We start from the raw sequence: 14701 nt of genomic DNA, 5'->3' as shown, positions 1-14701 counted from the left end.
TTTATCCTCCTTCTTTCTCTATTAAAATTGATGCGGCGTCGTTGTATCCTACAGCCAATAGATACCCCCGAATTTTCACCTCTATTGCCCCATGCATCGGCGCCCATCGGATACAATATATACGAGTATTTGGCGTTACTCCTAATTCCAAAAGCCTTCGAGCTGTTGCCTTTTGGCAGGTTAAAGCAATCACCCTCCCACACTCGCCTTTTTCCAAATGATTCAAACTTGTCTTCATTCTTATTCCCTTTCATATCTATGCAAATGATTCCCAAATAATGCAAAAATCCTTAATATTTCCAAAGAGTACCATATATTTTGGGTAGCTATTTATGGAAAACTATGCTATACTCAGTCTGAAAAGGAAGTGAAAGAATGAACCGAAAGTTAAGAGGATTTTTTCTCTTTTTTATAATTTGTTTATGCACAGTGGTGCCGGCTTCGGCAAAAAATATTATAGTAAACCTTGATGGATACCCGCTCCCCCTTTCTGCACCGGCGGTCGTACAAAACGATCGAGTTTTGGTTCCTATGCGAAGCGTTATGGAATCTCTGGGCTATACCGTAATATGGCATTCAGATAGCCATAGTGTTGAGGCAAAAAAAGAGGAGACACACCTATTTCTTACCATCGATGACCCTGTTGCAATCGTAAATCAAAAGTCTGTTGTTTTAGATGCGGCTGCCACCCTATCAAAGAACACCACTATGGTTCCTTTACGTTTTGTTGCTGAACATAGCGGTGCCACCGTTGAATGGGATCCAGCTACCTATACAATTTATATCACCACAACCCAAGTAAAGAAGGGCCAATTGACCGATTCTGTGGTCTATATCCAAACAAATAAAATTCAGGGCAGTGGAATTGTGCTCTCCTCTGACGGTTTGATTGTGACTAACTATCATGTGGTAGAAAATGCATCCATGCTTCAAATGGTATTTCCAGATGAATCCATTTATCAAGGAAACGCAACCATTGTGGGATTAGACCAGCAAAAAGATATTGCAATCATTCAAATTGATAAGAAAAACTTAATTCCTGCACCTATTGAAACTCTACTCACCAAAGGGGAAGCCGTAGTAGCAGTGGGGGCACCTAACGGAAATCGGAATACTTTATCAGAAGGACAGATAAAAGACTTTAACCAAGATATTATCTCCAGCAGTGCCTTTATTGATCACGGCAGCAGCGGCGGGGCATTGTTTAACAGCAAAGGAAAAGTCATTGGTATGACTTCCTCTTACAGCGAGAATCAATATTTTGCTATCCCAATGGGAGAAATCACGAAGGTACCTAAAACCCTGTCTATTCCCCTTCGGCAAATGAAAAATTATACCTATACACCAACTGCACCAAAAAATCTGCGCTACTGGATTGAAGACGGCTATGCCAATGTAACCTGGTCACCGGTTTATGATGCTGATTATTACTATGTATACATTGCATACTCTAAAAACGCCAAATATACGAAATTGCAAAATAAAGCGTTGGGCGGTGACATTTGGTATTGGGGATTTCCACAATGCTTCGGTATTTCTACAGCCAACAATTCCACTGTTTACATTAAGGTTTCAACCGTAAGAAACGGCGTTGAAACCGAAACAACAATACCTATGGAAATATCTATGTATTAGTTGAAAAAACAAAGTGCATCATCCCTTACAAGGGATGATGCACTTCTTTTTAACTCATTAAATTCTTCATGCAATCATCATTTATCATATTCTCACTGAAAAAACATTCTTCCATTCTTTATAATATACTATGGGCACCAATTAATGAAACATGCCATTACGTATCTAAAGCATAGAACCCATAGGAGAAAAAGCAAACAAATTGTATATGAATAAAGCTTAGCCCTAGCTCAGTTCCTTGGTGATATCTGCTTCAATCCCTTCCACAAATGCAATGAGATCATCAGGCTTCAGGATAACCTGTTCCCCACGAACTCCTGCGCTTACCGCAATTTCATCAAACAATATTGCCGTTTCATCTATATAAGTGGGATACTTTTTTTTCATCCCCACAGGAGAGCATCCCCCACGAATATAACCCGTTAGAGCTAAAAGCTCCTTTACATGGGTCATCTCTAATTTTTTGTTTCCTGAAACCGCTGCAGCTTTTTTTAAATCCAGCTCCATATTTACAGGGACACAAAAAACTAATATTCCGGTTTTATCCCCTCTGGTTACCAATGTTTTAAAAACCTGTTCTGCGGGAATCCCTATCTTCTCTGCGGCATTCAATCCTGAAAGATTATTTTCATCATATTCATACTCTGCGGTGCGGTAAGAAATTCCTGCCGTTTCTAAAAGCCGCATTACGTTGGTTTTTACCATTTTTCTTACCCCTTTCCAATTTTCCGTTCCCTACCATAATAAAACAAATACTGCTGAGCGAAGCCCGCATTGTTGCCGAATTTTTCTGCGGCAGACACTTGCAATTCCTTTGCCAGTAGCTTTTTCCCTTCAAAGTAAGCATGGCTATAAACACGATTAATCCACACATCTGTTGGAAATACCTCATATCTGCCAAAAGAAAATAACAAGATACAATCTGCTACCTTTTGCCCGACACCGCAAATTGACATTAACCTCTGTCGAAGCTCCTCCGTAGGCAGCATTTCCAATTTCTCCACTTCAAAATTCCCTGAAAGCACATTCTTCACTGCATCCTCCAAATATCTTCCCCGAAATCCACAGCCTAGGCTACGATAGGCTTCTTCAGTAACATCTGACAGCTGTTGTGGAGTAGGAAAGCTGTAAAAGCCTCCCTCCAAAGGCATCCCGTATTCTTGAGAGAGTCTCTGAATTAACCCTCTTATCCTAGGGATATGATTATTTTGAGATATGATAAAGGACATCAGCATTTCAAAAAACTCTTGTTTTAATATTCGAATACCCGGAGCAAAAGAAATTGCTTCCGCCATGATGGGGTCATTCTCTTTTAGCCGCTGTTTAATTTCATTATAATCTCTTTCTCCATCAAAAAAACCTTTCCAAAAAGGAATATCATTGTCACCATAAAAAACAATACTGTCACCCACCTGCCCAAGGGTAATCACCTTTTGGCCGGAGATGACAGTATAGCAATCATCCTCTTTTTTTTCATAACGGAAGCATTGTCCGCATTCTAAGGTTTGTGACAGAGAAAAGTCGGGACAATCCCAAAAAACTTTCTCCATTTACATTCACACCCTATTCCCATTAATCATCCAAAATTAAGAACCCATAATTGATTCCCGTTTTTTTCAAAAGGAAGTTTTTCGCCGCAATATCTGATGTCACAAATTCAGCCTTCCAAATACCACCTTCACTGTAGCAAACATAACGATTTCCATTCGTTAAAATGGCATAAGCACAAGCAGAGGTGCCACATTGATATGCAATTTCGCTGGAACTTGTAATTGCATTGGCACTAAAGAGTGCCGCTTCAACACCGCCTTGAGTAGATACAATACTTCCTCTCCAAGAGGCAAGTGTATATGCTGGCAATAACTCCAGATTAAAATTAGGCAGAAAACGGTTGATTGACGTTATCGGATAATATTCAGTCTGGGCATTTGGCAAGACAACCTCCCAGAAATTATTCTCATTCTCCAGAATATATTCCTTAATATCAGCAGTATTTCTTCGGTTTGAAAAAACAACTACAGCATATCTTTCATCTAAACGAATTTCTCGTACATAATACTCATCAAAACGGCCTTCAAAAAGGCTGATATAATTCAATATACGCTCATACTCCGCAGATGCAGAAGAGAGTCTTAAGACCTTTCCGTTATTTTGATTATATTTCACCAAAAGGTTATGAAAACTATCCTCACTGATTGTTCCAACTTTTCCGTCAGAAGAGGCAATCATATATTTTCCTGATTGCTTCACAGCAGCAAATACTTGAAACTCCATACTGCTAGATGGAACAGAAGTCCCCTCCAAGGCTGCCAAATCACTCCCATTGATTAGCAGAATTTTATATGCAGAGGCTGTTAGACCGCTCTCCAAATATCCATCCGCCACCAACGTATCTGTTGTTATGTATTTCCTTTCATAATAATTGTAAAGTTCGCCGTTTTTGCTCATCCAGCCCTTTTGGGAACCGTTTGCCTTATAATCAGCCTGTCCTGCTGTAGCAATGGCAATGATGTTATTTGTCAGTCTGGTTGTTTCACTCACCCAAAATGGTTTCGTGCTAGCAGGCTGTGTCTTTTCCGGCTCAATTTTTACGTTATTTTCCTCTTTGGCGGGGGGTTTTTCCGGCTCTATAGAAGGCTCTTCTGTATTTTCCTTCGCAGGAGGTACCTCAAGAGGATCCTTCTCATTGTTCTGCTCCGCTCCCGGCAAGGAGGTTTCCACCTCAACTTTTCTCAATGCACAAGCACAACATAAGAAAAGCAAAATACCTATCAAAATAAAGGCATTTTTCCACTTTTTATTCTTCACTATAATCATCCTTTTTGTCCGCTATAGCATCGTAAACCGAAAGCAGTTCCTTTTTATGAATCTCTAATATATTAGTAATTGCGTTCTCCATTTCTTCATGTACATCAGAATAGGGAAATTGAACAACCCATATTGGATTAAAATGTCCGTCTTCTTCTGCTACATGGGTAGTAACCCCAGCCAAAGCTTCCGTTTCATAATAATCAAAAATCGCATCGTATTCCCAATCTTCAACTTCCTTGTCACAGGTTAGACGCAAAACTACCCTTCTGCCGTCCTCCGTGTCTTCTCCATAAATATTGTAAATCATTCCTGCATTTTCCGAAAGAGAATAGCTTCCTAACTCTTTTTCCAAAAATCCCGTATTATTATCTTTAAGCATTATCACAATTACGGTTTCGTCCATATTCTTCTCCTTCAATAAGCAAAGCTAGTCTATTATTATTAAAATTATACTACAATTTATAATATGATGCAAGGAAAGGGCGGCTCCAATACCCTTCCAATCTATGGCTAAAACCCCTAAATTACGCCATTTTTAATATATGACGTAATTTTTAAGAATTTGTTCCTATGTTTTTGAAGAATTTTTTTCTAAAAAATATGCAAAAAGTATCCCATTTTTACAACGGATATTATTTTCCCAAAAAAATAATACTGTTATTTTAATCTAAGCATACACAGTACTTTTGCATTTCCACGCAGCTTGTTATATGATATAGTAATAAAATCTCAAACAAATAATTCTGTTTAAAAATATCAACTATCTACCCATAAAATAAAAACAATGAAAAAACTACGGCAAAACTATTTGTTTTACAGTTTAAAAGAAAAAGGGAAATATTTCTCGGGAAATCTTCGGTATTTTCGGGAAATACCCTTCTTTCGGGAGGGAGTATAGAAAAATGACAAAAAAAGAAAAGATAGATCAAATTTTACTACTATTAAGGGAACAATATGGTCCTACAAGATGCTATTTGGATCATGAAACACCTTGGCAACTGCTCGTCGCCACAATTTTATCAGCACAATGCACAGATGATCGGGTAAATATTGTCACGAAGGATTTATTTCAAAAATATAAATCCGTAAAGGATTTTGCCGAAGCGGATTTAAAGGAGCTGGAAAAAGATATTCACTCAACAGGTTTTTACCATAACAAAGCAAAAAATATCATCGCCTGCTGTCAAAAATTATTGGCCGAGCACAATGGTGAGGTACCGTCCGATTTGGAGGCATTGACATCCTTGGCAGGAGTCGGCCGAAAAACTGCCAACGTGGTGCGGGGAAATTGGTATGGTATCCCAAGCATCGTGGTAGATACCCATGTAAAAAGACTTTCCAACTTACTTGGCCTCACAAAAAATCAGGATCCTGTTAAAATAGAATTTGATTTAATGAAAATTATCCCCGAAGATAAATGGATTGACATTAATACTCAGCTCATCGCCCATGGCAGGAAAATCTGTATTGCAAGAAGGCCAAAATGCAACGAGTGCTTTTTACTCACATACTGCACCGGTGGTCAAAAATTACAAAAAGGTAAAATAATTTAAAATTTTGGATACAATACATTGATAGACAATGAATTGGAGGATTCTAGAATGAAACATAGACTGCAATATTTCCTATTTGCCCTCACCCTATTAGTTGCCATAACGGGCTGCAGCAGTAAACAGCAAAACACAGGGACCTTGATAGAAACAGCACAGACGAACATGTCCCAAATCACCAGCCTTCAGGCTAAAATGAATATGGTCGTAAACATGACCATGGGCACTGAAAAAGTAGCAACTGCAACAACAGCGGATATCACCGCTTTCATAAAGCCTTTGAAAATGAAGATAGAGATTGCTTCACGCATGGAAAGCAGTACCGCAAAGGATACTGTCATGGAAATGTATCTTCAAGAAAACAATAGTACCATTGATTTATATACCAATGCAGGAACCGGTTGGTTTCACACTCAAGGTGATAAAGAGAAGCTTGGACAATTTGAAGTCTACGATAATATCTTAAGCTATCTTTCTGCAATAGAAAATCCTGTGAACAAGGGGACAGAGAAAATAGGTAACATTTCAACCCAACGGTTAGAAGGCACGCTCAAGGGTGAAGTTGTGAAAAAAATCGTAGAAGAATCTGGAATCCTATCCTCTGCCACCAGCATGGGCATCTCCGAAGAGGATTTGCAAAAAATCTATGATGAAACAGGCGGCCTGCCCATTACACTATGGATTGGCGAAGATGGTCTGGTTTATCAATATAAAACCGATATTTCTAAGCTGATGCAGGTAATTATGGAAAAAACCCTTGCATTAATGGGTATAGATAGCACAAAAAATGGTAACAGTTTATCCGTTGAAGACGCAACCATCACCATGACGTGCAGCGAATTTAATTCCGTAAAAGATTTTGATATTCCTAAGGAAATCCTAGAAACAAAAAAATAAAAAAAGCTTTATGAATGTATGCATTATTAAAAATATCCCTCATTTCAATACCTGAAAATGGGGGATATCGCATTTCATAAATAAGCGTTCTCACAAAAACTCTCCCTTTCTTTTTTCTTTTCCAATGATTTCAGGAAAAAAGGCGAAACATTCTCACACAAAAAACATTATACTGCTAACACCATTGATTTCTTTTTTCATTGCCAATGGCGAAAAGCCAAAAAGCTACTATATCCACGAAGAATTACTGTTCTTCTTCAAGAGAAATTTCAAGTTTTTTTCAAAAAAACTCTCCACCTCATTTTCATCTATTTCCCAAGGAAAAAAGTTTAATCATCATTTTTAAGTCTCAAAACCCTTGAAAAACAGCCATTTCCAGAGGATTGATAAATCTGTTAAAAACTATCCTCCAAGTAGACTCTTTTCATAATTTGCTTTTTTATTCTTCAAATTTTTTTTTGATAACCTGTTGACTTTCCATTGGCTGTACCAGCTAAACTTAAGTCAAGGTTAAGGAAACCGCTTAACGAACTCAATATCAAATCATTATAAAAGATTAAAGGAGGAATTCTCAATGGTAGGTAAAAAGGTTGTACATCATTTAATGATGAGCGCAAAAGACGCTCACTATACTGGTAACTTAGTAAACGGCGCTAGAATCGTGAATCAGTGGGGCGACGTAGGTACAGAATTAATGGTTTATGTTGATGGTGACATCAGCTTATTCTTGGGCTACAAAGATATCGAATTCACAGCTCCTGTATATGTTGGTGATTTTATGGAATACCACGGCTGGATTGAAAAAGTTGGCAACCAGTCCTATACATGTAAATTTGAAGCATGGAAAGTAGCAAAGATGGTTGATATCACAAATCCACAGGATACACGTGCAACAGCTTGTGAACCTCCGGTACTTTGTGGTACTGCAACAGGCAGCCTTTTCATCGCAAAGGATAATCAGAGAGGTCCTCAGGAATCTTCCTTCAAGGATGCAAAGCACCCTCAATAATTTTTGGTGACATTTTCGAAGGAGCGGATATATCAATCCGCTCTTTCTTTTTCACCAAAATTGACGATTTATGTAAGAGAAACGTTAATCTTGTAAACAGAGAGGATGAATTATCATGAAAAGACCCTTGGAAGGTATTCGTGTACTTGATTTAACACAGGCTTACAGTGGCCCCTTTTGTACAATGAATCTTGCTGATCATGGTGCTGAGGTTATTAAAATTGAGCGCCCCGGCAGTGGAGATCAAACAAGAGGTTGGGGGCCTATGGAAAATGACTACAGTGGCTACTATGCTTACATTAACCGTAATAAAAAAGGAATCACCTTAAATCTTGCTTCCGAAGAAGGAAAGAAAGTTTTTGCCGAATTGGTTAAATCTGCCGATGTGATTTGCGAAAACTATAAGGTTGGTGTTTTAGAAAAATTAGGCTTTTCCTATGAGGTCTTAAAAGAACTCAACCCCCGCATCATTTATGGCTCCATCAGCGGTTTTGGATTAACAGGTGAATTGTCCTCCCGCCCCTGCTATGATATCGTCGCTCAAGCAATGAGCGGAATGATGAGTGTAACCGGCTTTGCAGACGGTCCTCCCTGCAAAATCGGCCCTTCTGTAGGAGATAGCTATACTGGTGCATATTTGTGCATGGGTGTTTTGATGGCATTATACGAAAGAGAAAAAACAGGCGTTGGCCGCCGTATCGATGTGGGAATGGTAGATACCCTGTTCTCTACAATGGAAAACTTTGTTGTTGAATACACCATTGCTGGTAAGCATCCCCACCGTGCAGGCAATCAAGATCCAAGTATTGCCCCTTTTGACTCCTTTAGGGCAAAAGATTCGGATTTTGTAATGGGGTGTGGCACAAACAAAATGTTTGCAGGACTATGTAAAGCAATGGGCAGAGAGGATTTGATTGATGATCCTCGTTTCAATACAAACCTGAATCGTTGTGATAACTATTTAAATGACTTAAAGCCAATCATCGAAGAATGGACCCAAACAAAGACCGTTGCAGAGTTAGAGGAAATCATCTGCGGACTTTCCATTCCCTTCGGCCCAATCCTCACGATTCCCGAGATTTCTGAGCATTCCTTAACAAAAGAAAGAAATATGCTTTGGGAAGTTTATCAGCCTGGCATGGATAGAACAATTCGCATTCCCGGCTCCCCTATTAAAATCCACGGTGAAGAAGATAAGGCTCAGAAAGGTGCCCCTATTCTGGGAGAAGACAATTTTGCTGTCTACGCAGAAATTTTAGGTCTCTCAGTAGAAGAAATTAAATCACTGGAAGAGAAAAATGTCATCTAAGGCTGCAAAAAAAGTAAATACTGAACCCTCTTTTTCGGTTGAGTCCTCTTTTGGGTTGTGGTATACTGATTGGGACAGTATATATCATGACACAGATGCAAGGAGGGGCGATCATATGTCCGATGGAAAAAACTACTATTCGATCGGCAAAGTCTCAACACTCTGTAATGTTCCCATTAAAACATTACGGTATTATGATAAAATCGGTCTATTGGTTCCGGAGTATCGAAAATGTGACAGCAACTATCGCTATTATACCCAGGATCAAATTTTGACTTTATTCATTATCCGTAAGTTAAAGCATTTGGGGATTCCTTTAAAAGATATCAGTCAAATTGTTTGCAAAAAAAACGCATCTGCCATGGGTGCTTGCATCCGAGAGAGATTGTATGAAATCAGCAATGCAATAGATTCTCTGAACAACCAGTATGCGGAGGGGCAGCTTTTACTTGAACGTCTTGAAAAAGGGCATAATATTCTCGAAACCGAGCAATCCAACTGGGCTACGGAAGGTATACGAGTTGAGGATATTCCCCCAGGCAACGTATTGTTTACAAGGCGTATTAAAAAGAATTATAAAAATAGTGACGTCTCTGTGGATCGATGGTTTGAATTATTTGAAATGGTTTCCCAACAGAAACTGCGGATGGTAGGCTCTGTCATTCTAACTTATCATAACAATCCTTTGGAGCAATTTTTTAAAACAGACTGCGACTTGGAAATCTGTATTCCAATTAATGAATTCCGTCCTGACCTGCCAGAGTTTAAGCAGTTTGGCGGCTACAAGGCCGTTACCGCGCTACATATTGGGCGTAATGATGAGATAATACAGACACACATCAAAGCAATAAAATGGTTAAACCAACAAGGATATACTGTTGCCGGCCCTATTTCGGAAGAATACATTATCTCTCCTGTTGATATAAATAATGAGGAAAACCATATTACAAAGGTAATGATACCCATAAGCTGATATTTCAAGTATAAAAGAAAAGGCCAAAGCGGAATAATAATTCGCAGTGGTCTTTTTTTGTTGCACATTTCCACATCATAATAAATTTCATGGTATCGTTGATATATTATTTGTGATCTTTAAATTTAGTACCAACGTTGTCCGCCAAAACATGCTGTAACGTTGTTAATCAAAATCCACTTATCTTTATTAGTTCGTACATTTCCCTTTTCAATTTGGCATTGAAAGAAACATTTCTACTTAAAAAAGATCTTAGCGTTAATACAGACTTAATGGAAATTTTTTACTAATCCCTTATTTTTCTACTCGAAAAGCTTCAAATTCCTTATGAAATAGATGGTTTTTCTGTTAAAAAAAAATAAAATTCGATCTAAGTAAAAAAATTTAGGAGTATTAAATTTACCAATTTAGGGACAACATTTTTATGCGAAAACACAAAAAAACTATATTGAAGTGTATAAAAAAGATTATTTTGCATGTATTTCTGCAAAAAACCACCAAATGACTGCCATAATATTATTTTTTGCAGTTTCAAAAACACTCTTCCTAGTGGATACTTTTTTCTAAAAAAAAGAGAAAGAAGCATATATTTTCCTAAAAAAAAGATTGACTATACCTTTACTGAATAGACTATATTATAATTAGATTATAGGATATCACCAAAAAATCAAATGTCAAATTGCAATTTTTATATAATATTTTTAATATTTGATAATATAATGTATATTCGCGGATACATTATAGTGAAATTCTATAAATAAGTCCTGATAAAGGCTGATTTGAAAAAGCTAGGTAAAATGAAACCTCTTTCTCAAAAAGCCGTTGTCTGGCAACCTGATTCTCGAATTCGCATGCGGCTTCATTTCACTTTAAAAATCACCGTAAAAGCAATTATTTGTAGTATTTATGCGTAGTACAATTTATTACATTTAAGGAGGTTAGGTATATGTCAAAAAACCAACAGCAAGAAGGTGCATTTAAAAAAGATTTGCGTAAAATTGACATTTGGTCATTGGCTTTGGGGGCAATTATCGGATGGGGATGTTTCGTAATGCCTGGAACGTCCTTCCTACCTAAGGCGGGACCCATTGGCTCTATTTTAGGTTTAATGCTAGGCGCAGTTATCATGTGTATTATTTGTTTCAGTTATGGTTATATGATTCGAAAATTCCCCCTCTCTGGAGGAGAATTCGTGTATGCCGATACCGCTTTCGGTAAAAAACATGCTTTTATATGCGGCTGGTTCATTGTTCTGGCCTACTGGTCACTGATTCCTTTGAACTCTACTGCATTGGCAATGATTTCTCGTTATATTTTACCAGGTTCCCCCTTGCAGATCGGCTATCTTTATACCATTGCAGGCTGGGACGTGTATCTTGGAGAAATCGCCTTGGCATATGCATTTATAATTGGGTTAGGCATTGTAAATATGCGTGGTGTCAAAAGTGCTGGCTGGTTCCAGACTCTAGTGGCAGTTGCCCTGTTCGCATCTGTAATGTTTGCATTAATTGGCGTATTGCTCACAAAACCCGATTTTAATAATCTGAAACCTTTCTTTTTGGAAGGACAATCGAAATTTTCTTCTGTACTGGCAGTTTTAGCCTTCGCACCCTATTGTTTTGTTGGCTTTGACTGTATCCCTCAGGCGGCCGAAGAATATAGCTTTTCTCATAAAGCTGCATTGGGTTTAATGGTTGGGGCAATTTTGGTTGGTGGTATTATTTATTCAGCTGTTGTTTTCATTACCTCAGTTGTAAATCCTTGGGCTCCCATGCTGGCATCCAATCCCGATTGGGCAACCGGTGAAATGGTTATGAAGGCAATTGGCTACATCGGTGTATTCTTCATCGGTATTGCAATGTTTTGTGCTGTAGTATCTGGTATGAACGGATTTTATATTGCTTCCAGCCGTCTTTTATACTCCATGGCTTATGCAGATGCACTTCCCAAGAGATTTGCCCACCTGACACCTCAGGGCACACCGAAAAACAGTATTCTTTTCATGATGCTTCTGGCGCTGATTGCACCTTGGTTCGGCCGTCAGGTATTGGCTTGGATTGTTGATATGACCTGTGTGGGCGCTGCAATGGGCTTTACATATACTTGCGCTTCTGCCGCTAAGGTTGCAAAAAGAGATGGTGATAAAGCACAAATGTGGATTAGCATATTAGGCGTTGCTGTTTCTTCCATCTTTTTAATCATTACTTTCGTTCCAGGTATGCCTGGTTTCTTATCCATTCCATCCTTTATCATCTTAGGAATTTGGGCTGCAATCGGAATCGTTTTCTATCTCTCCATCAGAAAACGCTATATTTATGGACAGTGGCAAGGTATTTCCGTAGAACAAATTTTGTACACAAAAATGAAGGAAGATGGAAAGATGTAGTCTAGCTCCTTCTCAAATTATAATTTAAAATCCCTCTAAAGACGTCACCGATTTCCGGTGGCGTTTTTATTTTACACTGTGGAATTGTAATTGGATGTAGAATGTGGACGGTCTGGAAAATACGCCTCTGTTAAGATACTACATAGCAATAGTACCTCAGTCCAAGGGCTTTCATGTAAAAATTTCACCTCTGGATTTGAATCATTTGAACTGCATTTCACTTTATTTCTCTAGCTCCATATAAATGCACTGACTTTTACTGGTCTTTTTAACCCACGTATGAATGATGCTTTCTTACATACACTTATTTGCCATCTAACACTGTGCTAGCTTTTTCCTTTCTTCAAATCAAAAAAGGATATTCCAATCGTCCTAGACACACGGAATACCCTTTTCTATCAATTTATATCATTTTCTATTCTTTCTGACTGGATTCAGTACTGCTCTGTCCATTCTCCTTCGTTTCTACTATAATACGCTTCATAGTCGCCTTTTCCATGGCACTCTCCACATAACCATAAATTACGCCACTTTCATCAATCATAAAAGTAGTTGGAAATGCCCTGATTCCATATTGATCAAAAACCTCACTGCTTTCATCCATTACAACAGGGAAAGTATATCCGTTTTTATCTAAGAAAGAAATAATATCCTCCTTACTGCCTTCCCTTCCCACATTAGGCGCCGCCACACCAAGAATAATAACATCCTCCTGATTCAGGCCATACTCTTCATACAGTTCTTGAATATGGGGCATTTCTCCACGACATGGAGGGCACCAAGTTGCCCAAAAGTTTAGAAAAACTGTTTTTCCTTTATATTCAGAAAGTGTATGGATATTCCCAAATTGATCTTTCAATGTAAAATCAGGCGCAGTTATTATTTCCTGCTCCTGTTCGGCAGGTTGGGATGGCTTATCAGAGGTTTCACCCTGCTCCACAGGCTGAGAAGACCCATCCGGCGTTGCGCTCTGTTCATTCGTAGCGGCGTTTCCTGATAGATAGCTTGTAAATCCATTCATAAATCCCGTAAAGGTCATAACGCCCATTACAAGCATTAGCACGGCGCCAATTTTCACCGTATAACGAACCACAGACTGATGCTCTTTGAAAAAGCCCAGAACCTTTTGGGTAAATAGTCCCACTGCCAGAAATGGCAAAATAAATCCAATGGTAAACACCCCTATCAGAGCAAATCCTGTCCCAGAGGAACCCGAAGCCGCCATAAGCAAGACGCTGCCTAACACAGGGCCTACGCAAGGCGTCCATGCAAAACTAAAGGTAAAGCCCAAAAGCAAAGCTGACAAAGGCCCCATAGTCCATCGCTCAAGGCGTAAAGGTATTCGATGCTCTTTTTCAATCGTTCCGGAACGACCAAAAAGTCCCAATTGATACAGTCCAAAAAAGACCATGATGACACCGCTGATTTTTGCAAACATTAATCGTTTATCATTAAAAAAATTACCCAGCGAAGTAACCCCAAGGCCCAGTACAAAAAATGCAAAGCTGATGCCCAAAACAAAGAAAATTGTATTTATCATCACCTGCTTTCTGGGGTACTGAATGGTTCCGTCTGCAGAAACCGTCTTTGCTCCTCCGGATAAATAACTGACATACAGAGGAACCAAAGGCAAAACACAAGGGGAGAAAAAGCTAACCAACCCTTGAAAAAATACCGTAAGAATCGGTACACTCATATCCAGTGAAAAGCCCATATTGCAACTCCTTTCCTATTTATGTATACATAATTAACTATATCCGAAAAGAGAGATGCTGTAAAGTGATTTAATCACCCTCTATATTCTGGATTAATCAGGACGACTAGCTCAGCTGGTGGTCTGTCCTACCTTTATAAGGGGCTGGTACTGGCAACACCCGTGGACGTATTGAAAAAATATTTCTTATGCAATATTCGCCCCGCTACCGTTAAAACGGTTTTAAATTATTATATTTTGTATAAGCCCCTTTATTATTGGAAAAACAAAAGTCTTACAGCTAAAGCAAAAACCATTCTTACCACCTGCAGAGCAGGTGGTTTTATCAAGCTAAAGCGAACAATAAAAGAGGCATCCGTAAAAACGGATACCTCTTAAAATCTAAATATAAAAAGTATTCTGTTTATTGTAACATTT

The 14701-nt window shown here is 38.6% G+C and carries 13 protein-coding genes; 7 read left to right on the top strand and 6 right to left on the bottom strand.

All coding sequences use genetic code 11. The features are described 5' to 3' along the window. Position 1: 1 nt before the first annotated feature. On the bottom strand, positions 2 to 238 hold the full coding sequence (locus tag CPRO_RS03370; RefSeq protein ID WP_066047860.1) for a FeoA family protein: 237 nt from the start codon (positions 236 to 238) through the stop codon (positions 2 to 4). A 137-nt stretch (positions 239 to 375) separates the two neighbouring features. Here CPRO_RS03370 and CPRO_RS03365 point away from each other — a divergent pair, with 137 nt between their 5' ends. After that, complete coding sequence (locus CPRO_RS03365) at positions 376 to 1635, top strand: stalk domain-containing protein (protein ID WP_066047858.1); 1260 nt, start codon at positions 376 to 378, stop codon at positions 1633 to 1635. 225 nt (positions 1636 to 1860) lie between these two features. Here CPRO_RS03365 and ybaK read toward each other — a convergent pair whose 3' ends face one another. From ybaK to CPRO_RS03345, 4 genes are read right to left on the bottom strand one after another with little or no spacing between them, the layout of a single operon-like run. Continuing rightward, positions 1861 to 2340 carry a Cys-tRNA(Pro) deacylase gene (gene ybaK, locus CPRO_RS03360; protein ID WP_066047856.1) on the bottom strand — a complete coding sequence of 160 codons (480 nt, stop codon included), beginning with the start codon at positions 2338 to 2340 and terminating at the stop codon, positions 1861 to 1863. A 5-nt stretch (positions 2341 to 2345) separates the two neighbouring features. After that, complete coding sequence (locus CPRO_RS03355; protein WP_066047854.1) at positions 2346 to 3185, bottom strand: DNA-3-methyladenine glycosylase family protein; 840 nt, start codon at positions 3183 to 3185, stop codon at positions 2346 to 2348. Between the two features lie 22 nt (positions 3186 to 3207). After that, positions 3208 to 4443, bottom strand: a complete 1236-nt coding sequence (locus CPRO_RS03350) for a hypothetical protein (protein ID WP_066047852.1) — start codon at positions 4441 to 4443, stop codon at positions 3208 to 3210. Continuing rightward, positions 4433 to 4849, bottom strand: a complete 417-nt coding sequence (locus CPRO_RS03345) for a DUF6762 family protein (RefSeq protein ID WP_066047850.1) — start codon at positions 4847 to 4849, stop codon at positions 4433 to 4435. Before CPRO_RS03345 ends, CPRO_RS03350 begins: the two co-directional genes overlap by 11 nt. Before the next feature lie 499 nt (positions 4850 to 5348). Between CPRO_RS03345 and nth the strand changes: the two genes are divergently transcribed. The 6 genes from nth to CPRO_RS03310 all read left to right on the top strand — a co-directional run bounded on the left by nth (position 5349) and on the right by CPRO_RS03310 (position 12570). Continuing rightward, a complete protein-coding gene (gene nth / locus CPRO_RS03340) occupies positions 5349 to 5999 on the top strand; it encodes an endonuclease III (RefSeq protein ID WP_066047847.1) in 651 nt (216 codons plus the stop codon). Positions 6000 to 6047: 48 nt separating this feature from the next. Beyond that, positions 6048 to 6893: a DUF6612 family protein gene (locus CPRO_RS03335; protein ID WP_066047845.1), complete on the top strand. Its 846-nt coding sequence runs from the start codon at positions 6048 to 6050 to the stop codon at positions 6891 to 6893. Between the two features lie 574 nt (positions 6894 to 7467). After that, entirely contained in the window at positions 7468 to 7902 is a 435-nt protein-coding gene (locus CPRO_RS03330) for a hotdog fold domain-containing protein (protein WP_066047843.1), read from the top strand. Positions 7903 to 8017: 115 nt separating this feature from the next. Beyond that, positions 8018 to 9211 (top strand): CaiB/BaiF CoA transferase family protein, encoded by a 1194-nt coding sequence (locus CPRO_RS03325; protein ID WP_066047836.1) that lies wholly within the window; start codon positions 8018 to 8020, stop codon positions 9209 to 9211. A 115-nt stretch (positions 9212 to 9326) separates the two neighbouring features. Beyond that, positions 9327 to 10184, top strand: coding sequence for a MerR family transcriptional regulator (locus tag CPRO_RS03320; RefSeq protein WP_066053655.1), 858 nt, complete (start codon positions 9327 to 9329; stop codon positions 10182 to 10184). A gap of 946 nt (positions 10185 to 11130) precedes the next feature. Then, the gene (locus CPRO_RS03310) at positions 11131 to 12570 is read left to right on the top strand and encodes an APC family permease (protein WP_066047830.1); all 1440 of its coding nucleotides are present in this window, start codon (positions 11131 to 11133) and stop codon (positions 12568 to 12570) included. Between the two features lie 415 nt (positions 12571 to 12985). Here CPRO_RS03310 and CPRO_RS03305 read toward each other — a convergent pair whose 3' ends face one another. Further along, a complete protein-coding gene (locus tag CPRO_RS03305; protein WP_066047828.1) occupies positions 12986 to 14284 on the bottom strand; it encodes a cytochrome c biogenesis protein/redoxin in 1299 nt (432 codons plus the stop codon). Between the last annotated feature and the right edge of the window lie 417 nt (positions 14285 to 14701).

The sequence above is a fragment of the Anaerotignum propionicum DSM 1682 genome (assembly GCF_001561955.1).
GTDB classification, from domain to species: domain Bacteria; phylum Bacillota; class Clostridia; order Lachnospirales; family Anaerotignaceae; genus Chakrabartyella; species Chakrabartyella propionicum.
This window is presented reverse-complemented; position numbering and strand designations above follow the sequence as displayed.

What these genes read in the sequence shown, in the direction of transcription:
- CPRO_RS03370 (WP_066047860.1), bottom strand. Translation starts at nt 238, where the DNA reads ATGAAGACAAGTTTGAATCATTTGGAAAAAGGCGAGTGTGGGAGGGTG.
- CPRO_RS03365 (WP_066047858.1), top strand. Translation starts at nt 376, where the DNA reads ATGAACCGAAAGTTAAGAGGATTTTTTCTCTTTTTTATAATTTGTTTA.
- ybaK (WP_066047856.1), bottom strand. Translation starts at nt 2,340, where the DNA reads ATGGTAAAAACCAACGTAATGCGGCTTTTAGAAACGGCAGGAATTTCT.
- CPRO_RS03355 (WP_066047854.1), bottom strand. Translation starts at nt 3,185, where the DNA reads ATGGAGAAAGTTTTTTGGGATTGTCCCGACTTTTCTCTGTCACAAACC.
- CPRO_RS03345 (WP_066047850.1), bottom strand. Translation starts at nt 4,849, where the DNA reads ATGGACGAAACCGTAATTGTGATAATGCTTAAAGATAATAATACGGGA.
- nth (WP_066047847.1), top strand. Translation starts at nt 5,349, where the DNA reads ATGACAAAAAAAGAAAAGATAGATCAAATTTTACTACTATTAAGGGAA.
- CPRO_RS03335 (WP_066047845.1), top strand. Translation starts at nt 6,048, where the DNA reads ATGAAACATAGACTGCAATATTTCCTATTTGCCCTCACCCTATTAGTT.
- CPRO_RS03330 (WP_066047843.1), top strand. Translation starts at nt 7,468, where the DNA reads ATGGTAGGTAAAAAGGTTGTACATCATTTAATGATGAGCGCAAAAGAC.
- CPRO_RS03325 (WP_066047836.1), top strand. Translation starts at nt 8,018, where the DNA reads ATGAAAAGACCCTTGGAAGGTATTCGTGTACTTGATTTAACACAGGCT.
- CPRO_RS03320 (WP_066053655.1), top strand. Translation starts at nt 9,327, where the DNA reads ATGTCCGATGGAAAAAACTACTATTCGATCGGCAAAGTCTCAACACTC.
- CPRO_RS03310 (WP_066047830.1), top strand. Translation starts at nt 11,131, where the DNA reads ATGTCAAAAAACCAACAGCAAGAAGGTGCATTTAAAAAAGATTTGCGT.
- CPRO_RS03305 (WP_066047828.1), bottom strand. Translation starts at nt 14,284, where the DNA reads ATGGGCTTTTCACTGGATATGAGTGTACCGATTCTTACGGTATTTTTT.